The sequence below is a fragment of the Flavivirga aquatica genome (genome assembly GCF_001747085.1).
Lineage (GTDB): Bacteria > Bacteroidota > Bacteroidia > Flavobacteriales > Flavobacteriaceae > Algibacter_C > Algibacter_C aquatica.
The window spans coordinates 33,871-54,849 of the sequence record NZ_MDJD01000006.1 but is presented as its reverse complement, the minus strand read 5'-3'; the positions used below and the strand labels follow the sequence as shown (position 1 = coordinate 54,849).

Annotated in this window: 20 protein-coding genes; 9 read left to right on the top strand and 11 right to left on the bottom strand. The window is 30.9% G+C overall.

The window, feature by feature from the left end:
• The first annotated feature begins 30 nt into the window (after positions 1-30).
• Positions 31-810 (top strand): amidohydrolase, encoded by a 780-nt coding sequence (locus tag A8C32_RS00315; protein WP_069828458.1) that lies wholly within the window; start codon positions 31-33, stop codon positions 808-810.
• Here the strand turns inward: A8C32_RS00315 and A8C32_RS00310 are convergent.
• From A8C32_RS00310 to A8C32_RS00300, 3 genes are all read right to left on the bottom strand, one after another.
• Positions 797-2,407, bottom strand: coding sequence for an Ig-like domain-containing protein (locus A8C32_RS00310; protein WP_069828457.1), 1,611 nt, complete (start codon positions 2,405-2,407; stop codon positions 797-799). The two genes, A8C32_RS00315 and A8C32_RS00310, sit on opposite strands and share 14 nt — an antisense overlap.
• Positions 2,408-2,500: 93 nt before the next feature.
• Positions 2,501-3,178: a ComF family protein gene (locus tag A8C32_RS00305; protein ID WP_069828456.1), complete on the bottom strand. Its 678-nt coding sequence runs from the start codon at positions 3,176-3,178 to the stop codon at positions 2,501-2,503.
• A 13-nt stretch (positions 3,179-3,191) separates the two neighbouring features.
• Positions 3,192-5,720, bottom strand: a complete 2,529-nt coding sequence (locus A8C32_RS00300; RefSeq protein ID WP_069828455.1) for a PQQ-dependent sugar dehydrogenase — start codon at positions 5,718-5,720, stop codon at positions 3,192-3,194.
• 214 nt (positions 5,721-5,934) lie between these two features.
• Here A8C32_RS00300 and A8C32_RS00295 point away from each other — a divergent pair, with 214 nt between their 5' ends.
• Both A8C32_RS00295 and A8C32_RS20445 read left to right on the top strand, forming a co-directional pair.
• On the top strand, positions 5,935-7,479 hold the full coding sequence (locus A8C32_RS00295; protein ID WP_069828454.1) for a glycine--tRNA ligase: 1,545 nt from the start codon (positions 5,935-5,937) through the stop codon (positions 7,477-7,479).
• Positions 7,480-7,729: 250 nt separating this feature from the next.
• Positions 7,730-7,882, top strand: coding sequence for a hypothetical protein (locus A8C32_RS20445; protein WP_165605763.1), 153 nt, complete (start codon positions 7,730-7,732; stop codon positions 7,880-7,882).
• Positions 7,883-7,899: 17 nt separating this feature from the next.
• On the opposite strand, the gene A8C32_RS00290 is transcribed toward A8C32_RS20445, so the two are convergent.
• The 3 genes from A8C32_RS00290 to A8C32_RS00280 form a co-directional block, all read right to left on the bottom strand.
• On the bottom strand, positions 7,900-8,463 hold the full coding sequence (locus tag A8C32_RS00290; RefSeq protein ID WP_069828453.1) for a hypothetical protein: 564 nt from the start codon (positions 8,461-8,463) through the stop codon (positions 7,900-7,902).
• A 154-nt stretch (positions 8,464-8,617) separates the two neighbouring features.
• On the bottom strand, positions 8,618-9,094 hold the full coding sequence (locus A8C32_RS00285; protein ID WP_069828452.1) for an Lrp/AsnC family transcriptional regulator: 477 nt from the start codon (positions 9,092-9,094) through the stop codon (positions 8,618-8,620).
• A gap of 165 nt (positions 9,095-9,259) precedes the next feature.
• Entirely contained in the window at positions 9,260-10,624 is a 1,365-nt protein-coding gene (locus A8C32_RS00280) for a saccharopine dehydrogenase family protein (RefSeq protein ID WP_069828557.1), read from the bottom strand.
• 120 nt (positions 10,625-10,744) lie between these two features.
• Here A8C32_RS00280 and A8C32_RS00275 point away from each other — a divergent pair, with 120 nt between their 5' ends.
• Complete coding sequence (locus tag A8C32_RS00275) at positions 10,745-11,131, top strand: DUF423 domain-containing protein (protein WP_069828451.1); 387 nt, start codon at positions 10,745-10,747, stop codon at positions 11,129-11,131.
• A 75-nt stretch (positions 11,132-11,206) separates the two neighbouring features.
• Entirely contained in the window at positions 11,207-12,823 is a 1,617-nt protein-coding gene (gene pckA / locus A8C32_RS00270) for a phosphoenolpyruvate carboxykinase (ATP) (RefSeq protein ID WP_069828450.1), read from the top strand.
• A 162-nt stretch (positions 12,824-12,985) separates the two neighbouring features.
• On the opposite strand, the gene A8C32_RS00265 is transcribed toward pckA, so the two are convergent.
• The 4 genes from A8C32_RS00265 to A8C32_RS00250 all read right to left on the bottom strand — a co-directional run bounded on the left by A8C32_RS00265 (position 12,986) and on the right by A8C32_RS00250 (position 15,757).
• Positions 12,986-13,774 carry a T9SS type A sorting domain-containing protein gene (locus A8C32_RS00265; RefSeq protein ID WP_069828449.1) on the bottom strand — a complete coding sequence of 263 codons (789 nt, stop codon included), beginning with the start codon at positions 13,772-13,774 and terminating at the stop codon, positions 12,986-12,988.
• 217 nt (positions 13,775-13,991) lie between these two features.
• Positions 13,992-14,231 carry a WD40/YVTN/BNR-like repeat-containing protein gene (locus tag A8C32_RS00260; RefSeq protein WP_069828448.1) on the bottom strand — a complete coding sequence of 80 codons (240 nt, stop codon included), beginning with the start codon at positions 14,229-14,231 and terminating at the stop codon, positions 13,992-13,994.
• Positions 14,232-14,339: 108 nt separating this feature from the next.
• Positions 14,340-15,089: a uroporphyrinogen-III synthase gene (locus tag A8C32_RS00255; protein WP_069828447.1), complete on the bottom strand. Its 750-nt coding sequence runs from the start codon at positions 15,087-15,089 to the stop codon at positions 14,340-14,342.
• 20 nt (positions 15,090-15,109) lie between these two features.
• Positions 15,110-15,757, bottom strand: coding sequence for a DUF4271 domain-containing protein (locus A8C32_RS00250; protein WP_069828446.1), 648 nt, complete (start codon positions 15,755-15,757; stop codon positions 15,110-15,112).
• 185 nt (positions 15,758-15,942) lie between these two features.
• Between A8C32_RS00250 and A8C32_RS00245 the strand changes: the two genes are divergently transcribed.
• Genes A8C32_RS00245 through A8C32_RS00235 form a run of 3 tightly spaced genes read left to right on the top strand, consistent with a single transcriptional unit; the run spans position 15,943 to position 18,508 of the window.
• Positions 15,943-16,665 carry a polyprenol monophosphomannose synthase gene (locus A8C32_RS00245; protein WP_069828445.1) on the top strand — a complete coding sequence of 241 codons (723 nt, stop codon included), beginning with the start codon at positions 15,943-15,945 and terminating at the stop codon, positions 16,663-16,665.
• 8 nt (positions 16,666-16,673) lie between these two features.
• On the top strand, positions 16,674-18,020 hold the full coding sequence (locus A8C32_RS00240) for a dihydroorotase (RefSeq protein ID WP_069828444.1): 1,347 nt from the start codon (positions 16,674-16,676) through the stop codon (positions 18,018-18,020).
• A complete protein-coding gene (locus A8C32_RS00235; protein WP_083253192.1) occupies positions 18,017-18,508 on the top strand; it encodes a DUF4296 domain-containing protein in 492 nt (163 codons plus the stop codon). Before A8C32_RS00240 ends, A8C32_RS00235 begins: the two co-directional genes overlap by 4 nt.
• On the opposite strand, the gene A8C32_RS00230 is transcribed toward A8C32_RS00235, so the two are convergent.
• Positions 18,486-19,493 (bottom strand): NAD-dependent epimerase/dehydratase family protein, encoded by a 1,008-nt coding sequence (locus tag A8C32_RS00230; protein WP_069828442.1) that lies wholly within the window; start codon positions 19,491-19,493, stop codon positions 18,486-18,488. The two genes, A8C32_RS00235 and A8C32_RS00230, sit on opposite strands and share 23 nt — an antisense overlap.
• An 87-nt stretch (positions 19,494-19,580) precedes the next feature.
• On the opposite strand from A8C32_RS00230, the gene tyrS reads away from it, so the two are divergent.
• On the top strand, positions 19,581-20,876 hold the full coding sequence (gene tyrS, locus A8C32_RS00225; RefSeq protein WP_069828441.1) for a tyrosine--tRNA ligase: 1,296 nt from the start codon (positions 19,581-19,583) through the stop codon (positions 20,874-20,876).
• Positions 20,877-20,979 lie beyond the last annotated feature (103 nt).

Genomic DNA, 20,979 nt, shown 5'->3' with positions numbered 1-20,979 from the left:
AAGTGATAAAAAAACAAACACCATTTAGTAATGCAAAAAACACTTAATGTAGGATTAATTCAATCGGATTTAGTTTGGGAAAATCCAGAACAAAATCGTTTGAATTTTACAAAAAAAATTGAAAGTATTTCTAATGAAGTTGATGTAATCATTCTTCCAGAAATGTTTACAACAGGTTTTACTATGAATGCGAAAGCTGTTGCAGAAACTATGAAAGGTGAAACCGTTGCATGGATGCAAGGTGCGGCATTAAAAAATAATGCAGCAATTGTAGGTAGTATAATTATATTAGAAGATGAAACGTTTTTTAATAGATTGCTTTTTGTAGAGCCATCTGGAAATATAATTTTCTATAATAAACGACATACTTTTACGCTAGTTGGTGAGCATAAAATTTATAAAGCAGGAAAAGAAAAAGTAATTATAGATTATAAAGGATGGAAAATTTGCCCACAAATTTGTTATGATTTGCGCTTTCCAGTTTGGGCTAGAAATACAGAAGACTACGATGTTTTATTATACGTAGCTAATTGGCCTAAACCAAGGATTTCTGCGTGGGATGCCTTATTAAAAGCACGAGCTATAGAAAATATGACATATTGTATAGGTGTTAATAGAGTTGGAACAGATGGTGTTAATAGTGAATATTCAGGTCACACTGCGGTATATGATGTATTGGGTAAACAAATTACATCTTTTCAACCTCATAAAGAGCAAATAGAAATAGTTACTTTAGAAAAAAGACATATTGAAGCTTATAGAAATAAACTAAAATTCTTAAATGATAGAGACACTTTTAATCTGATGTAAACTGAAGTGTTTCAGATAATCCCCAATCTGCTCTAATTTCTATTTCTTTAAAATGACTAACCTTTTCTGGCTGCCTCTTTTTTAAATAATTACCACTATCATATTTTTTATTTCCATTGGTGTCGTGAATAATTCTAATTTGATACTTACTAGGAAGTAAATCCAAAAAATCTATAATACCTTCTTTGGAAGCATATTGTTCAACTTTTACTTTGCCTTTATTATCTGTTAATTGAATAATCAATGGGTATTTTGCATTCATTAAAGTGAATCTTGCGTAACCATAATCGGATGCTTTTTTTGTTGTGACAGTATAGTTTAAGGTATCGTTGTTTTTATTATCGAAAAAATCAACAATAGCATTAGGGAGTACCTGTATTCTATAACTATTATCTTCTGTCTTTTTGAAGTTAAAAGCGTAAGTATTAGTAAGAGAATCAAAACGAGTAGTAAATACTACGTTAGTTGAATCTTTGTCCATTATAGTTGCTTTGGAAGGATCAAAGTCTGTAAAAGGGATATTTCCAGAAATTTCAAAAGAGTCTTCATTCCTAATACTCCTAGAAGGGTATTCTTGAATAAGTAAAGAATCTTTTTTCTGTTTGGTAATTCTAACGGTGAAGTCTTTTTTAAAATTAGGATGAGAAACATTAAAAAGAAGTGAGTCTACCTCTAGCTTTGGCTTATACCAATAATTAAGAGTATCTGTTTTAGGATCTTGGGTAATACGATATTCGAATTCAGGAGGTGTTTCAGATAAAACTTTAATAGACATATCTTTACGGTCTCCTTCATAACCAAATGCTATTTTTTCAGCAGAAAGTAAACGAGGTTTGGTTGCTTTAAAATCAAGTTCTTCAGAGAATAATCTAAGGGTATAAAGCGTATCTTTAGGCACTTCTATAAAGCTTTTAAGAAAAGCGACTTGATCGGTTTTTTGTTGAAATTTATTATCATTATTAGCATCTTTTAAAGCCATAATCATGTACTTACCAGCTTTAATATTTTCAATAGAAAATGTAGTTATACTATCTAAAGTATTGGTAATATATTTAGGTACTTCTTTATAAATAATTGAATCTGTAAATGTAGAATCAACTTCGTATAAAGCAACAGATACAAAAGTTTCTGGTTGTTTTTTTATAGCATCTACAATGTTGCCTTTAACAGTAAGTGAATCTATATAATCACCAGTAGAAAACACATAACGATAGTAAGGGTATGGGTTGCCTTCATTATTATCGGTTATACTATTGCCAAAATTAAAGGCATATGTACTGTTTGGTTCGAGGGTATCATGTATTTTAATCGTAATATACTTACTAGCATTCCCAAGAGGTGTAATTTCGGGCTGCGTTTTCATTGGAGGAGAAATAATGAGTTGCTTCTGTAGGTCTTTAATTTTTATATATTCGTCAAAATAAATCTTGATTTCCTTACCTTTAAAATTAGTTGAATAATTTTCAGGAATAGATTTAATAATTACAGGAGGGTCTTCGTCTTTAGGTCCTCCATCTGGAGTACCACGGTTTGCACAATTTATAAAACTTAGACTTATAATTACTATTAAAATAAAATTTGAAAACGTCTTATTCATCAATAATTTGAAATTTTTACAAACCTACATAATTTTCATCCAAATTTTTCACAAACTAGCATAATTTGGATTAAAGATATAACGAATAATAACTTATGCTATTGCTATAGTTGCGATACTTATTTTTATGTTTTTGGCATGATTCAAAATATTAAAACAAGCTTCTAATGTGGCTCCTGTTGTAATAATATCGTCAATTAGAAGAATATGTTTGTTTTCAATTATTGCTGAATTCTCAAGAGTAAATAGTTCGCTGGTATTATTCCAACGAGCTAATCTTTTTTTGTTTACTTGAGATTTATTATTTGTTGTTTTTAAAAGAACATCATCTTGATAATTTATGTTTAAAGCTTTAGCAATTTGTTGCCCAAATTTAGTTACTTGATTATAGCCTCTTTCTTTTAGTTTATTCTTATGAAGCGGCACAGGAATAACTAAATCAATAGATTTATAACAATCAATAGTTTTTAATTCGCTTCCTAACCAATCGCCTAGAAATATTCCAATATTTTCATAGCCTTTATATTTTAAACCATGAATAAGTTGCTGTACAAGTCCTTTTTTTTCGAATCTAAAAAGAGCAGTTCCATTTTCTATTTTTACACGTCCGTAAAGTGCTTTTTTAACAGTATCGTCATTATTAAAATGAAAATTAGTTACAGGTAAATCGTGTCTGCAATTTGTACAAATGGTATCTTCATTGTCATTTAGATATTCAAGGCAAGCGTGGCAAACTTGAGGGAAAAACAGATTGATTAGAGGTTTAAACATCGTATTGTGACATCTACTTTTTAATAATCTTTAATGCAGCTCCATTCTTAAACCTTAAAAAGTAAAGCCCCCTAGAATATTTAGAAAAATCAAGCACCTCACTTTTCCCTTTAGTAAGTAACTTACCAGTAATATCAATAAGCTTCCATTCTTTTTTACCAGATAAATGTATTATGCCATTAGTAGGGTTGGGATAAACCAATACCTGTTTAGTTATTGGTTTAGAAACACTCAAAATATTATTAGATAACCATACTGCTGTATTATTAGCATTTATAGCTCCAGCACTAGAAAAATTACCACCTGCATACAATTTATCTACTCCATCTATATCGGTAGCAAAACTTAAAGTATTAATCTTAATATCAACCCCGACATTAGTATTTGTTCCCAGCGCTTCCCAACCTTGAGAAGAACTCCATCTCGCTATGTTATTTACTATATTACTATTATCAATATTTACAAGATCAAAAGCGCCACCAGCATACAAATAGGTTCCATCATGAAGTAATGAACTAACATTATTATTTACACCGTTATTTAATGAAGACCAAGATGAGGCGTTTTTATTCCACCTAGCTAAACGATTTACTGTTTGCCCTCCTGCAATGGCAAAATTTCCTCCAATAAAGACTTCTGTTGGAGATATTGCAATGGCTTCAACAAAGCCACTTGTACCAGATCCTAAAGTTCCCCAATTGGTTCCATTCCAAGTAGCTATTCTATTGGCAGTAATGTCTCCAGCCTCATCAAAATTTCCTCCAACGTATAAAGTGCCATCATTGTCTATTGCTAAAGATCGAATTTCGTTATTAGTACCAGAAACACCAGTTGTAACATCGGTAAGAGCACTCCATTGGCTGCCATTCCATACCGCAATGTTTCTTACGGTATTGCTATTTGCAGTTTCAAAAACACCTCCAGCAAAAATATTTCCGTTAGAGTGTAAAGCAATAGCAGCTACACTGCCGTCAACTCCAGACCCTAATGCTACCCATGAATTACCATTCCATACCGCAATATTCTTGGCAGTTACACCTCCAATATTTGTAAAAGAACCTCCTGCATATAGATTTCCATTAGGAGCAATAGCTAATGCATTAATAGTACCGTTAGATCCGGTACCTAATGTTTGCCAACCAGAAGTTTTGTTCCATACTGCAATATTATTAGCTGTGATATTTCCTGCAGTATTAAAATTTCCTGAATGATATATGTTTCCATTTGGAGCAGTAACTATAGCATTTACATTACCGTTAGGGATACCTTGATTTAAAGACTCCCATTTTCCAGTCCCGTTTACAGCAATTCCAGAAGGAGTAGAACTACCATCTACTAATTTATAAAGTTGCGCACTGTCTCCGTAATCACTAAAATATAATTCACCGCTTTCATCTACTCCAAACGAGGATACAAATTCATTTGTAGTTTTGAATAGCAATGTGCTGCTTGCACTTCCAGAAGAGGGATTATAATTTAACGCCCAAACTCTTCCGCTTACGTAATCTGCATAGATATACTTAGAATTGATATCGGGACTTAGACTGGTAATTTTAGATCCGCGATATACGTAACCTCCTGTTATAGATCGATCACCTTGATTTCTATTATAAAAAAAAACAGGAAACACTGTAGGTTCTGTTATAGTAACACCACTATTAGCAACCGAGTTAGCCTCAAAACGACTCCAGCCATAGTTTTTACCATTTTCAATAATATTAATTTCTTCAAAAGCACCTTGACCAACATCTCCACCCCATAATCTGCCAGTAACTTCATCAAAAGAAAACTTCCAAGTATTACGTATACCATACACGTAAATTTCATCTAAACCATTAACGCCTACAAATGGGTTATCATTTGGGATTTCATAATTGCCATTTGGTAATACGGGATTTGTTTCTACAGGATTATTTCCATCTATATCAACATCAATTCTCAAGATGCTTCCAAAAATGGTGTTTTTATTCTGACCATTTCCTTGCGGATCATTTCCACCACCTCCATCACCAATAGAAATGTAAAGATATCCATCTGGGCCAAAAGCTATTTTACCACCATTATGATTGCTGTTGTTTTGGTTTTTATCAAATTGAAAGAGTACTAATTCGCTATTAGGATCAATCAAATTAGGATTCGTACTATTAACAGAAAACCTGGAAAGAACCATTCTTACAGGAATGCCATTAACAGGACTATCTGTCGTATAATATACGTAAATATAGCCGTTAGATGTGTATTGAGGGTGAAAAGCTAAACCTAATAACCCTATTTCTTGACCATTTCTAAAGCGAACTTGACTTGTAATATCAAGAAATGTATTTAATGATGAATTCGTGACAGTATTTTGGTTTGGGAATACTTTTATTCGACCACGTTGTTCTAAAACAAAAAGCCTGTTGGAATTATCGTTAGCGTTTTGAATTTCAACTGGGAATTCGAAATCAATATTAGGAAAAGCAGCTTGATATGTAATTTGACTATAGCTAACTATATGAAAGAACAATAATATAATAACTATTAATGAGTATTTTAGTTTCATTTTTAGGGTTTTAAGTTCAGTTTATTTATTATAAACGTAAAACATTCTAAATTATGAAATAAAAAAAGAATTATTAAATATTTGGAATGGAGTATGTTTAACTATAAAGGTTAAAAATATTTGAATAATACTGGTTTGATAATTCTTGATTAAGATTGATTATTTTTTCGTAAAGAATTCTATTTGTTTAATAGGGTTTTATATTTTTGCACCTATGGCAAATCAAGACGATAAATTTAAGAAGGTAATTTCGCATGCTAAAGAATACGGTTATGTATTTCAAAGTAGTGAAATTTATGATGGATTAAGTGCAGTTTACGACTATGCTCAAAACGGTGCTGAATTAAAGAAAAATATACGTGACTATTGGTGGAAAGCCATGGTACAAATGAATGAAAATATTGTAGGTATTGATGCTGCTATATTTATGCATCCAACCACATGGAAAGCTTCAGGACACGTAGATGCTTTTAATGACCCATTAATTGATAATAAAGATTCTAAAAAGCGCTATAGAGCGGATGTTTTAATTGAAGACTATTGTGCTAAGATTGAAGTAAAAATAGATAAAGAAGTAAAAAAGGCAGAAAAACGTTTTGGTGATTCCTTTAATAAAGATGAGTTTGTTTCAACAAATGGACGCGTTGTTGGGTATCAAGAAAAAATAAATACGATACTTTCTCGTATGGCAAGATCTTTAGAGAGCGAAGATTTGGCAGATGTTAAGTTGCTTATTGAAGAGTTAGAAATAGCAGATCCTTTAACAGGAAGTAAAAATTGGACAGATGTTAAGCAATTTAACTTAATGTTTGGAACTAAGCTTGGAGCTTCTGCAGAAACAGCAATGGATTTGTATTTACGTCCAGAAACAGCACAAGGTATTTTTGTGAACTTTTTAAATGTTCAAAAAACGGGACGTATGAAGATTCCGTTTGGTATTGCGCAAACAGGAAAAGCCTTTAGAAATGAAATTGTTGCAAGACAATTTATTTTTAGAATGCGTGAGTTTGAACAAATGGAAATGCAGTTTTTTATTAAACCAGGAACTCAAGGGGAGTGGTATAAGCATTGGAAAGAGCATAGAATGAAATGGCATTTGTCTTTAGGCATGGGTGAAGATAACTATCGTTTTCATGATCATGAGAAATTAGCTCATTATGCAGATGCAGCTGCCGATATAGAATTTAAATTTCCATTTGGTTTTAAAGAATTGGAAGGAATTCATTCAAGAACAGATTTCGATTTAAAAGCGCATGAAGAGCATTCTGGAAAGAAATTACAGTATTTTGACCATGAAGAAAATAAAAGTTATACACCATATGTATTAGAAACTTCTATTGGGTTGGATCGTATGTTTTTAGCAGTGTTTTCAAATGCTTTGCAAGAAGAAGAATTGGAAAACGGAACAACTCGTACTGTTTTAAAATTGCCTAGTGTTTTAGCACCAGTAAAAGCTGCTATTTTACCATTAGTTAAAAAAGACGGATTGCCAGAAATAGCGCGTGAGATTGTAGGTGAATTGAAATGGGATTTTAATGTGATTTATGATGAAAAAGATGCTGTTGGTAGACGTTATAGAAGACAGGATGCTAATGGAACACCATTTTGTATTACAGTAGATCATGATACTAAAGAAGATAAGATGGTAACTATACGACATAGAGATACTATGGAGCAGCAACGTGTTAAAATAGAAGAGTTAAGAACTATTATTAAAGAAGAGGTAGACGTACGTTCTTGGTTAATGAAAATGAAATAAATACCTTTTAAAAAAGGAACTGATAATAAGAAACCCAAGAATTTTACTTGGGTTTCTTTATAATTAGTATTTTATAAAGCGTAATTTTAATTAATAATTGAGATAAAAAAATAACTTTATCTGGACAGGTTTTGACTCATTTTTGGTTAAAAATAAAAAGTCAAGATGAGAGATATAAATCCTTTGTAAGGAATATTTTTTTTAAAGTACTAAATTGAAAGAAATAATAGTTTAATAAAATATTTAAAACATGAAATTTTTAACCCCAGAAATCGCTGCATTTTATAAAAATATAAATAATAAATCTTTAGCACGATCTACAGTATCTTGTGGTATTTTTCAAGATTGCGACTACAACGAAAAAAGACCAAAGTTGTACCATCATGAAAAAGTAGAAAAATAAAAGGCTGAGGTTATTGTTTAGAAGCGTTTACCTACAGAGAAACCAATAAAAGCTTTTGCTTCAGGAAAGTAATATGCGCTATTGTTTTCTAATGAGTTTACAAGATTTCCTGTAAATTTTATGTCGGCATCTATAAAAAAGCCTTTCTTAAAAACATGTTTATAACCCATACCTGCACCTAAACCTAAAGCATTATATTTTTTAAAATTATCTGGGTTATAATTGTTTTCTATAAATGATTTTCCAGAAGAATACTCGGTAAAGGCTTGTAAATAGAACCCTTGGGCATACTTTTTAGAAAAGTAGTGCTGATAGTTTATATCTAAAGTAAAGTTTTCTTGAAATTTTTGAGCTTTCCATAAACTTTTTTTGTCTGGGGAAAAAGAAATATTGGAGCCAATACTATTTGATTTGTTTAGAAGGTAACGGTAGGAGAGTTCAAATTTATTACGTGTGATAAGTTCTAATAAATCAAAGGAAAGTTCGTGTTTCTTTGCAGATGTATCTTTTGTTTCTTGTGCATAAATAGATGAGCTAATTAGAAAAGATAGCATGACGAATTTGATTGCAGTTTGTTTCATAAATGTGTTTTTTTGATTGTTTTATGATGCAAACTTATAGGATTGACTAATGGTCAAAATGGAACAAAAGGTTAAATAAAATTAAACTTTTCATAAAAAAAATAAGCTTAACATAATTTATGTTAAGCCTTGATTTATTGTTAAATAGGAGGTGTTATATCTTTATTTGTCTATTAATTTGTTGGTCTAGAGAGATAAGAGATTCGGTTCTTAAGACACCGGTAATCGTTTGAATTTTTTTACCTAGTAGCTCCATTAGATGAGCATTATCTAAACAAAATAATTTAATGAAATAACTATAAGTACCAGTTGTGTAATGGCATTCTGTAACTTCAGGAATTTTTTTTAAAGCTCTAACAACATCGTCTGTATTTGCTACTTTATCAAGATAAATACCAACAAAAGCTAATGTTGAATAGCCCAATACTTGTGGGTTTATAATAAATTTAGAACCAGAAATGAGTTTAGCCTTTTCAAGTTTACGTAAGCGTTGGTGTATTGCTGCTCCAGAAATGCCTACATTGCGAGCGATTTCTAAAATAGGAGTTCTAGCATCTTCCATTAAAGCGCGGAGTATTTTTTTATCTATACCATCTATAGATATGGTTTTGTTTTTCGCTTTAAATTTCATAATGTTACGCGTTCCTTTGTTTTTAATTGCAAACTAAAGTATAAAAGTAATTAATTGCTTTTAAATTAAAACTATAAATTGCGTTAGGGATTGAAGCGACATCCTTTTTTGAAGTATGAGAAAAAGATATAGCAGAAAGCCCGACCTTTAGGTAACGCCCAAATATTAATTATTCAAAGGGTTATATCCCAAATAAGGAATTTCTTTTTCATTAAATATAATACCAAAATTTTCTAATTCCTTTAATATAGGTTCATAGATTTCTTTTGTAATGGGTATTTGAACACCTGGTGTTGTTATTTTACCGTTTAATATAGCTATTGCAGCAATGGCTACTGGTAAACCTACAGTTTTAGCCATAGCTGTATAGGTTTGGTCTTTGCCAAGAACAGCCATATTAGCATCTATTTGGTGTTTTTTTCCATGTAATTCGTAACCAAATTTATGATACATAACAATCATATCTTTATCATGCTGGGCAAGAGCCCAGCTATCCATTAGTATTTTTTGAAGTATTTGAGCAGGAGTTGCTTTTTTTAGTATTACCTGTTTATCAGGATTAAAAATATCTAGTTCAACAAGCTTATCCCAGACGATATCATCTTGATCTATTTTAAGAGCATGTCTCAGTTTTAATTCTACAGAATCAGACGGACTATAAGGTAAAAAGGCATTTATGAAATCGCGATAACTCATGTTTTCGCTATCATCAATAGTATAGCTGTCATCAGTCATTCCTAGAGTTACAAAAATGTTCCAAGCTCTACTAAAACCAACGCGCCTCATAGTACCACGATATAATGTTTTAACGTTATCTAATTTATAAACGCTTTGATATTTTAAGGAATCTCGATTAGCATAGACTTCAAAACGTCCAAAGTTATCAATATCTAAAAATTCTGTGCGTCTAAATAAGCGATTGTATGGAATATATTTATAAGTACCCTCTTGTAAAAACTTCGCAGCTCCACCTTGACCTGCAATCACTACATTTCTGGGGTTCCAGGTGAATTTATAATTCCAAAGGTTGTTGTCGCTTTCAGGAGCTACTAATCCACCTGTAAAAGATTCAAATAAGATAATTTTTCCGCCATTATCACGTATTCTATCAAGAACTTGCATAGCACTCATATGGTCAATTCCTGGATCTACACCAATTTCATTCATGAGTATAATCCCTTTAGCTTTGGCATCTTCATTTAAAGCTTGCATTTCTGGACTTACATAAGATGCGGTTACCATATGTTTATTGTATAAAATACAGTCTTTAGCAACTTCAATATGAAAGCGTGCTGGGAGCATAGATATAACAACATCTGCATTTCTAATAGCATTTGTACGATTGGTTTCGTTAAAAACATCCAATACAATTGCTTTAGCATTTTGATGATTACCAATTAAATTTTTGACATTTTCAATATTTAAGTCACCAACTATAATGTATAGGTTTTCTGATACTGATTTATCTAATAAATATTTTAAAAGATAGGATGTAGATTTTCCAGAACCAATGATTAAAATCTTTCGCATATTGAAATTTGTTGAGTAATTTTGTTTAATATATGTATTTGGCATTGAGCCCAAAACTGTATTCAATTTTACGAATTTTATAAATATAAATTGTATTTGTTGAGAATAATTTATAAAAATATGAATAAAACGATTTTAACTACAGCGTCAATTTTAGGCGTTATTACAATTATTCTAGGTGCATTTGGAGCACATGGTTTAAAACAATTGATTACAGCTGAAGCAATACAAACTTTTGAAACAGGGATACGTTACCAGATGTATCATGCTATTTTATTATTGTTTGTAGGTAGTACGCCTTTGATTCATCAGAAAACAAAAAAAAGAATGTACTACTTAATCGTTTTTGGGATCTTATTTTTTTCAGGTTCTATTTATGGGTTAGCAACAAATACTTTAACAAGCTTTGACTTTAAAATGATTGGTTTTGTAACACCAATAGGAGGAGTGTTTTTTATTTTAGCTTGGGTTTTTATGTTTTTTGATTTCTTAAAAAACAGTATCTAAAAATGCTAATTAATAAAGGATAGTTTAAAATAATTGTTCTAATTTTGTTGCATAAATAATTTTATAACATAAATTATGGGGAACTATAACCAAGTTACGAAAACGATTTCGTTAAATATGTATGGTATTAAAAATGCCACTGTAAATTATCAATTATCACCAGAACAACTTCATAGTATTGCTATAGAAAAAGGACAAGGAGTAGAGGCTTCTTCTGGAGCTTTAGCGGTTAACACAGGTGAGTTTACAGGACGCTCACCTAAAGATAGATTTATAGTTAAAGATGATATTACTAAAGATAAGGTTTGGTGGGGAGATATTAATATTCCTTTTGATACAGATAAGTTTGATAAGCTTTACGATAAAGTTGTAGACTATTTATCAAATAAAGAGCTTTTTGTGAGAGATAGTTATGCATGTGCTGATGCCGATTATAAAATGAGTATTCGTGTTATTAATGAGTACCCTTGGAGTAACCAGTTTGCTTATAATATGTTTTTACGTCCTACAGAAGACGAGCTAAAAGATTTTGATCCAGAATGGACTGTTGTTAATGCGCCTAGTTTTATGGCAAATTCAGAAATAGATGGGACGCGCCAACATAATTTTGCTATTTTAAATTTCACAAAAAAGATAGCTTTAATTGGTGGTACAGGGTATACTGGAGAAATTAAAAAAGGTATTTTTTCTGCTTTAAATTTTATTCTCCCTGTATTTAAAAATACTTTGCCAATGCATTGTAGTGCTAATATTGGTAAAGGTGGAGATTCTGCTATATTCTTTGGGTTATCTGGGACAGGAAAAACGACCTTGTCTACAGATCCAAATAGAAGCTTGATTGGAGATGACGAACATGGTTGGACTAATGAGAATTCTGTATTTAATTTTGAAGGTGGTTGTTATGCAAAAGTAATTAACCTTTCTAGGGATAATGAGCCTGAGATATTCGATGCTATTAAAAAAGGAGCTATTCTTGAAAATGTGATTTTAGATGATAAAGGACATGTTAATTTTGAAGATACTTCTATTACGCAAAATACACGAGTAAGTTATCCTATTGATCATATTGAGAATATACAAATACCTTCAACAGGTAAAAACCCAAAGAACATATTCTTTTTAACTGCCGATGCTTTTGGGGTATTACCTCCAATATCTAAACTTACGCCAAGTCAGGCAGCTTATCATTTTATTTCAGGATATACAGCTAAAGTAGCAGGTACAGAAGCAGGAGTAGTGGAGCCAGTACCGTCTTTTTCTGCATGTTTTGGTGCGCCTTTTATGCCTTTGCACCCTTCTAAATATGCAGAAATGTTAAGTCAAAAAATGATTGAAGCAGGAGTTAATGTTTGGCTAGTAAATACAGGTTGGACAGGTGGTCCTTATGGTGTTGGTACAAGAATGAAATTAAAATATACTCGTGCCATGATTAATGCTGTTTTGAATGGCGATTTAGGATTATATAATTATGATAATTACCATATACATTCCGTTTTTGGAGTTGCGCAACCTAGATCATGTCCAGGTGTTCCAACAAGTGTTTTAAGCCCACGAGCGACTTGGAATAACGATGAAGCTTATTATAAAACAGCATTTAAGTTAACGAATGCATTTAGAGAAAACTTTAAAAAGTTTGAAGCGCATTGTAATGAAGAAATTAGAAGAGGCGGACCACAGAGATATACGTTTTAAAGATACTTTGTAGATACCAATTTTACTCCTTGTTTAAGTGATTTAAAAAAGAAGGTATTATATCTTTAATTTTGTTAAAATATAATTTACTACCCCGATGTTTCTACTTCGGGGTTTGTTTTTAATAACAGTTTATAATTAAAAAAGTAAGGGAAGAGATTTTTATAATTTGATAAACTTTTTGGAGGTTCTTCCTAAGTTATTATGAAAGTTTAAAATATATGAACCTGCGGATAATTCTTCAACAGAATAAGAATAGGTTCTCCTTGTTGTATTTCTTATTAAATCGCGAGTGAGTTGTTTAATAAATTTTCCGTTGATATCGTATAAATCAATAAGGATATTGTCATCCGATTTAAAATTAATGGTAAACTCTAATATTTTAGTAACAGGGTTTTTCTTTAATTGTATATCAAGGTCTTTTTTAGATGTTATTTCAGATACATTTCCGTTTAAAGTTTCTGCGGTATATTTATAAACAGTAGTGCCCGCAGCATATGCAAGAGTACTGTTAATTATGAAAATACGATTTAAATTACTTCCAACACCTAAATCAGTCCAAGTAGAACCGCCATCTATTGTTTCGTAAAAACCTGTATTGTGACCGCCCATCCAGCCTTTGGTTTCAGAAATAAACCCAACAGCTTCAATATCTGTTTCAGGTGCATTAAAAGTAGACCAAGTTACACCTCCATCAATAGATTTTATTAACTTACCAGGATTTGGTGCCGAAGCAAATAAAGAACCAAATATGGCATTAGTATTGTTTTCCAAAATGTGAAGTTTCCAAATGTATTCGCCTGGAATGGTTGCATTATAAATGGTCGTCCAAGTTACTCCACCATCAGTAGTCTTTAAAACAACTGCACCAGTATCATTTCTACCTGAAACAAAACCATTCAATTTATCTAAAAATTTTATTTCCACTAAAGCATTTGCATAAGCAGACATATCTATATAGCTCCAAGTAAGCCCACTATCTGTCGATTTTATAATATGAGCAGGCTCAAAGTAAGCTCCACATGCGTAAATAGTTGAAGATCCAATAGCATCAATACCGCAAATAGCTGGAGGGTTAGGGGTAATGATAACTTCTTCCCAATTAGAGCCTCCATCAATAGTTTTATAAAACTTGCCGTTAAGTGTGCCTAAAAAGCCAATATTTTCATTAGTAATGATTGCTTCCTAATATGGTATTGTTTAGTTGTTCTGTCCAAGTTAACCCGCCATCAGTTGTTTTATATATAGCAGCAGCAGAACCATTAGCAGCCCACCCTAAGTCATCATTTAAAAAGAAAACATCATCAAAACGAACGCCTCCAGTATTAGATACTATATTTGGGGCGTTTTGCCAGCTTTGACAAAATACGTTTGTGCTTAATAGTAAAAATAGTAGTATTAGTTTCATAGTAAAATGGATATAACTTTTGTTATAAAATTACTAATCTATTTTTATGCTAAAGTTTACTTATATGATGCAAAACGAATTTTCGTTTTTAAATAAGTAGTAGTAACTTTATTTTCCTTTATTTACTTTTTCAATATATTTTTCTAAAGCCATAGTCATGGAAGGCGTTTCTGGTGTTGGAGCAGAAATATCTACACGTAACCCTTTTTCTTCAACAGCTTTGATAGTCGTATTTCCAAAAACAGCAATACGTGTATCATTTTGTTTGAAATCTGGGAAATTTTGAAATAAAGATTCTATTCCAGAAGGACTAAAGAATACAAGTACATCATAGTACACATTAGCTAAATCAGATAAATCACTAACTACGGTTTTATAAAAAGTAGCTTGTTTCCAGTTTACACCTAAAGCATCTAAAGTTTCAGGAACAGCTGGTTTTACTTTATCTGTGTTAGGTAATAAAAACTTTTCGTCTTTATATTTTTTTATTAAAGGTGATAACTCTGCAAATGTACGTTTCCCTACATAGATTTTACGTTTTCTATATACTACATATTTTTGAAGGTAATATGCAACAGCTTCAGATTGACAGAAATATTTCATACTATCAGGCACTTTAAAACGCATTTCTTCAGCAATTCTAAAAAAATGATCTACAGCATTTCTACTAGTTAGTATTATGGCTGTATAATTATTTAAATCAATCTTTTGATGCCTAATCTCTTTAGCAGATACACCTTCAACATGAATGAAAGGTCTAAAGTCTATTTTAACTTTTTTCTTCTCTTGTAAATCAAAGTAAGGAGAGTTTTCTATTTTAGGTTCAGGCTGAGATACTAAAATTGTTTTTACTTTCATAAGTGTGGGTGGTTTGATCTTTATTTTGTAATAAACACCTTGTATAAAATAATATAAGGGGCAATTTCAAGAGTGCAAAGATACAAAATAAAATATGAGAAGTTGACTTTTATTATATTTTGATGCGTTTTGTAAGAAGTAATTAGTCCTATTACATTTATAATCAGTAATAAAGCGGTTATAATATAGATTATAGTTAATGTAGGTTGAAAGCTAAAGAGTAATAATGCATTTATGGGCAATAATAAAATGCCTAGGTAGTTTTTATAACTTGTTTTTTGAAAAAGATATTGGTCTATTAATGAATCAATTTGAAAAAGACTTCCAATTAGGCGTTCAATAAGGATTTTTATTAAAATAAAAGTCCCAATAGTAAAGGATAATCTAGAAATAGAGCTAGCTGAAGCAATTTTATTACCAGTTATGTGTTCATATATAATGAAGCCAAATATAGATGTGGAAACGATGAGGTTGATAAATAATAAACCATCAAATTTATCAAAGAATTTTTGATCTCTAGAATAAATTTTAAGGTAATTGTAATTGCCTAAAATAAGTATAAAATCATTAAAGCGTTTGGGAGATAATAATTTAGCCGTAGCCACTATTAATAACCCAAAAACTATTAAAGTTGTAAATAATTCGTTTGAAACTATATGACGTAGCATGCCATAAAATTATTATATTTTTTATTAATGGAGTGTATTATTAAGTAATATTTAAAAAAAATAAAAGGTTATTAATGTACATTTGCTAAAAATTAGGCTCAGTTGTGAAATAGGATTTCGTTATGAAGTTTGAAAATGTAATCTATTACATAAATTAAGTTAAAGTGGTTCAATAAAATAGAGGTATGCCGGATACTGTTGTAATTATTCCAACATATAATGAAATAGAAAATATAGAAGCTATTATTAAAGCGGTATTTTCTCAATCTGAGAATATTGATATTCTTATTGTTGATGATAGTTCTCCCGATTTAACAGGTTTGAAAGTTAAAGAGTTACAAGAATATTTTCCTGACAAATTATTTTTAGAAACACGTAAAGATAAATTGGGCTTAGGAACAGCTTATATTTATGGGTTTAAATGGGCTTTGGCTAGAAATTATGACTATATTTTTGAAATGGATGCCGACTTTTCGCATGACCCAAAAGATTTAATAAAACTTTACAGAGCGTGCCGTATTGATGGTGCAGATATTGCTATAGGCTCTAGATATGTAACGGGAGTAAATGTGATTAATTGGCCAATGAGTCGTGTACTCATGTCTTATGGAGCATCAAAATATGTGCGTTTAATTACAGGGATGAAAATTCATGATACCACAGCAGGTTATGTGTGTTATAAACGAAAGGTATTAGAATCTATAGATTTAAATACCATTAAATTTATAGGATATGCATTTCAAATTGAAATGAAATTTAAGGCCTATTTAAAAAAGTTTAAAATAATTGAAGTACCAGTAATATTTACAGATAGAACAAAAGGAGAGTCAAAATTAAGTAAGGGTATTATATCTGAAGCTATTTTTGGTGTCATCTCAATGAAGATTAAAAGTCTATTTACAAAGTAGAAAGCTATATGGAATTAAAAAAAACACTTATTAAAAACGTAAACATTGTAAATGAAGGAACCATTTTTAATGGTGATGTTTTAATTGAAGGCGAATACATTAAAGAAATAAGTAAAAGAATAACAGCAAAATCTGCTGATGTACTAGTTTTTGATGCAGAGGGGCAATATTTGTTGCCAGGAGTAATTGATGATCAGGTACATTTTAGAGAGCCAGGATTAACTGATAAAGCAGATATAGCAACAGAGTCTAAAGCGGCTATAGCAGGAGGTATTACATCTTTTATAGAAATGCCTAATACAAATCCGCAAACAACTACTATTGAAAAATTAGAAGAGAAATTTGAAATTGCTGCAAAAGCATCATCTGCTAATTATTCATTCATGTTTGGAGGAACTAACGATAACTTAGATGAAATATTAAAGTTAGATGTTAATCAAGTAGCAGGATTGAAATTGTTTTTAGGATCATCAACAGGGAATATGCTGGTTGACGATGTTGAGGTATTAGAGAAGATTTTTAAAAGCACTAACATGCTCATTTCTGTACATTGTGAAGATGAAGGTACTATAAAAAACAATTTCAAAAAACATTTGGAAGAATTTGGAGATGACATTCCTATTAAATATCATCCTATAATAAGAAGCGAGGAGGCTTGTTATTTATCATCTTCACGAGCTATAGAACTAGCAAAAAAGACAGGAGCAAGACTTCACGTATTTCACCTATCAACAGGTAAAGAAACTAATTTATTTAATAATAAAATTTCTTTAAAAGATAAAAAAATTACTGCAGAGGTTTGTGTACATCATTTATGGTTCTCTGATGAGGATTATGAGAAAAAAGGAACATTTATAAAATGGAACCCAGCTGTAAAAACGAAAACAGATAGGGATCAATTATGGGAAGCGTTATTAGATGATAGAATTGATGTTATTGCAACAGATCACGCGCCACATACTTTAGAAGAGAAACAAAACGTTTACACAAGTGCACCCTCGGGTGGACCATTAGTACAGCATGCGTTACCTGCTATGTTAGAAATGTATCATAAAGGTAAAATATCAATAGAAAAAGTTGTTGAAAAAATGTGTCATAATCCAGCCATTTTATTTCAAGTTGAAAGACGTGGTTATATTAAGGAAGGGTATTATGCAGATTTGGTTTTAGTTGATTTAAATAAACCTTGGACGGTAAATAAAGATAATATTTTATATAAATGTGGTTGGTCTCCTTTTGAAGGAACAACTTTTAAATCTAGAATAACTCATACCTTTTTAAACGGTAGTTTAGTATATGAAAACGCGAAGTTTAATAACGTAAAAGCAGCAAAACGATTAACTTTTAATAGATGATTTTAAAACGATTCATAATATGCTTGAGTGTTATCTTAATGGTAATGGCTTGTAATAATCAATTAAAAGAACCAGAAAAACCTAAGAATTTAATTTCTAAGGGAAAAATGGTAGATATTTTGATAGATTCCAAACTTATAGGTTTTGCAAATTCAAAGAATAAAAAAATAATGAAAGAAAAAGGTGTCAATATAAATACCTATGTTTTTTCACAGCATAATATTGATAGTTTACAATTTGCATTAAGTAATAGTTATTATGCGTTTCATATAAAAGAATACGAAGAAATTTATACTAAGGTAGCTGATAGTTTAGAGAAGCTTAAAGTTGAATTTAAAGCTTTAGAAGCAAAAGAGTGGAAAGAGAAAACGAAAAGAGAAGAAGATTCGCTTGCATCTTTAACTAAAAAAGATTCTTTGGTTAACATCTTACCAGAGAATAAAATAAAAAAAATAGGAGATTCAATTAAGTCTGTTTCCGATAAATAGTTCCAATCTCAATGATACTTTTATTTATAGCTTTAAATTTATAATTTAAAGCTATTTTTATTTTGTCACTATTATAACTAGTTTCAGATGATAATGATCTAACTAAATGCTTAGTTAGTCGCCTACGCTTGCCTGTTAATTTTTGTTTTAGCCAATCTAATTTCCATAGGATATTCAGAAAACTATCACTAGCTAGTTTTTTAGGAGACTTAGCATTTACAGATTGAGCTAAGGTTTGCAAAAAGTTCTTATAAGTCCAGTTTTCAGCAACCAATACAAAACGTTCATTAATAATGTCGCTATTCATAAGCTTTATCATAATGTTAATCACATCATGAATATTAACAAGGGCAACAGTACCTTTAGTGAAAAATTTAAACCCTTTATGTGCTTTTTTAAATAAGTTTCCAGTACCATAGTTCCAAATGCCCGCGCCTAAAATAACACCAGGATTTACAATTACAACATCAAGACCCTCTTGTGTGCCTCTCCATACTTCCATTTCTGCACCGTATTTTGTTATAGCATAAACATTATTGTCTGCTTCGGGGTTCCATGTGGTTTCTTCATTAATATCATTGTTGTTAATTTTACTTCCTAAGGTAGCAATAGAACTTACGTAACAAAGTTTTTTAATACTATTAGATAAGCTTAGATTAACAATATTGGCTGTGCCTTCAATATTTATTTTTCTTAAAATATTGTACATGTTAGGCTCAAAAGAAACGAAGGCAGCACAATGATATACATAGGAAGTCCCTATAAAAGTTTCAGATAAGGCTGGGATATCTAAAAGATCTGCTTTTATCCATTCAATTGATTTAAAAAGAGATTCGTAATCATCAATATAGGTAGAAAATACATTTCTAACATTGTTAAGCCTATGTTCATTTCTATAAATAGCTTTTACTTTTTCATGCTTACTAGCTAATTTATAAAGTAAATGTGCTCCAACTAATCCTGTTCCTCCCGTTACTAATATCATGCAACTAATGTAAAGAATTATTCATAATCCATGAGTAATTATACACGTATTTTTATATTTGCCATAGTTTTGTAAAAAATAAGAATGATGATAAATAATTTTGTTGAAGAATTAACATGGAGAGGTATGATACATACCGTTATGCCAGGAGCAGAAGAACACTTAATGGAAAGTATGCGTAGTGCTTATGTGGGGTTTGATCCTACTGCAGATTCTTTACATATTGGTAATTTAGTACCAATAATGTTATTGGCTCATTATCAGCGATGTGGACATAAGCCTTTTGCTTTAGTTGGTGGTGCTACCGGAATGATTGGTGATCCATCTGGGAAATCTAATGAACGTAATTTATTAGACGAGAAAACATTACGCCATAATCAAGATGCTATAAAAGGACAATTAGCACATTTTTTAGATTTTGAAAGTGATGCTGATAATGCTGCAGTTTTAGTTAATAATTATGATTGGATGAAAGAATTCTCATTCCTTGAATTTATACGTGATGTTGGTAAGCATATTACTGTAAATTATATGATGGCAAAGGATTCTGTTAAAAATAGAATATCCTCAGAATCATCTGAAGGGATGAGTTTTACAGAGTTTACCTATCAATTAGTGCAAGGTTACGATTTTCTTCATTTGTATAAAGAAAATAGCTGTTCTATACAAATGGGGGGAAGCGACCAGTGGGGTAACATTACAACAGGTACGGAATTAATTAGACGTATTTCAGGAGGTAAAGGATACGCTATTACTTGCCCTTTAATTACAAAATCTGATGGTTCTAAATTTGGAAAGTCTGAGGGAGGAAACGTTTGGTTAGATGCAAAAAGAACATCTCCTTATAAATTTTACCAATATTGGTTGAATTCAAGTGACGAAGATGCTGAAAAGTATATTAAAATCTTTACGTTTTTAAAAGAAGACGAAATAAACAATATTATATCTGAACATAAAGAAGCACAGCATTTAAGATTATTGCAAAAACGTTTAGCTGAAGAAATTACAATTATGGTTCATTCTAAAGAAGATTTAGATAATGCTATAAAAGCAAGTAGTATTCTTTTTGGGAAATCAACTAGTGAAGATTTAAAGGAGTTGAATGAACAAACTTTTTTAGATGTTTTTGATGGTGTACCTCAAACCAAAATAGCACAGTCAGATATTGAAGAAGGCATGGATATTATCGCTGCTTTAGCAGAAAAAGGAGGTTTCTTAAAGTCTAATGGGGAGGCAAGAAGGGCTCTAAAAGAAAATTCTATTTCTGTAAATAAAGAAAAAGTTAAAGACGATTATAAAATCACAGCTAAAGATTTAATAAACAATAAATTTGTGCTGTTACAACGAGGTAAAAAGAACTACTTCGTATTGCAAATTATATAAAAACTAGTAAAGCCTGATTAAAAATAATCAGGCTTTACATCTAACCAAAAGCTATAAACCAATTTTTCTTTTCCATAGCTGGTACTTTTGTCGTAGCATTTGT

Coding starts and splice junctions, on each gene's coding strand:
- A8C32_RS00300 (WP_069828455.1), bottom strand. CDS start 5,720: ATGAAACTAAAATACTCATTAATAGTTATTATATTATTGTTCTTTCAT.
- A8C32_RS00265 (WP_069828449.1), bottom strand. CDS start 13,774: ATGTCTGCTTATGCAAATGCTTTAGTGGAAATAAAATTTTTAGATAAA.
- A8C32_RS00260 (WP_069828448.1), bottom strand. CDS start 14,231: ATGAAACTAATACTACTATTTTTACTATTAAGCACAAACGTATTTTGT.
- A8C32_RS20445 (WP_165605763.1), top strand. CDS start 7,730: ATGAAATTTTTAACCCCAGAAATCGCTGCATTTTATAAAAATATAAAT.
- A8C32_RS00295 (WP_069828454.1), top strand. CDS start 5,935: ATGGCAAATCAAGACGATAAATTTAAGAAGGTAATTTCGCATGCTAAA.
- tyrS (WP_069828441.1), top strand. CDS start 19,581: ATGATAAATAATTTTGTTGAAGAATTAACATGGAGAGGTATGATACAT.
- A8C32_RS00315 (WP_069828458.1), top strand. CDS start 31: ATGCAAAAAACACTTAATGTAGGATTAATTCAATCGGATTTAGTTTGG.
- A8C32_RS00235 (WP_083253192.1), top strand. CDS start 18,017: ATGATTTTAAAACGATTCATAATATGCTTGAGTGTTATCTTAATGGTA.
- A8C32_RS00250 (WP_069828446.1), bottom strand. CDS start 15,757: ATGCTACGTCATATAGTTTCAAACGAATTATTTACAACTTTAATAGTT.
- pckA (WP_069828450.1), top strand. CDS start 11,207: ATGGGGAACTATAACCAAGTTACGAAAACGATTTCGTTAAATATGTAT.
- A8C32_RS00230 (WP_069828442.1), bottom strand. CDS start 19,493: ATGATATTAGTAACGGGAGGAACAGGATTAGTTGGAGCACATTTACTT.
- A8C32_RS00240 (WP_069828444.1), top strand. CDS start 16,674: ATGGAATTAAAAAAAACACTTATTAAAAACGTAAACATTGTAAATGAA.
- A8C32_RS00290 (WP_069828453.1), bottom strand. CDS start 8,463: ATGAAACAAACTGCAATCAAATTCGTCATGCTATCTTTTCTAATTAGC.
- A8C32_RS00245 (WP_069828445.1), top strand. CDS start 15,943: ATGCCGGATACTGTTGTAATTATTCCAACATATAATGAAATAGAAAAT.
- A8C32_RS00305 (WP_069828456.1), bottom strand. CDS start 3,178: ATGTTTAAACCTCTAATCAATCTGTTTTTCCCTCAAGTTTGCCACGCT.
- A8C32_RS00285 (WP_069828452.1), bottom strand. CDS start 9,094: ATGAAATTTAAAGCGAAAAACAAAACCATATCTATAGATGGTATAGAT.
- A8C32_RS00310 (WP_069828457.1), bottom strand. CDS start 2,407: ATGAATAAGACGTTTTCAAATTTTATTTTAATAGTAATTATAAGTCTA.
- A8C32_RS00255 (WP_069828447.1), bottom strand. CDS start 15,089: ATGAAAGTAAAAACAATTTTAGTATCTCAGCCTGAACCTAAAATAGAA.
- A8C32_RS00275 (WP_069828451.1), top strand. CDS start 10,745: ATGAATAAAACGATTTTAACTACAGCGTCAATTTTAGGCGTTATTACA.
- A8C32_RS00280 (WP_069828557.1), bottom strand. CDS start 10,624: ATGCGAAAGATTTTAATCATTGGTTCTGGAAAATCTACATCCTATCTT.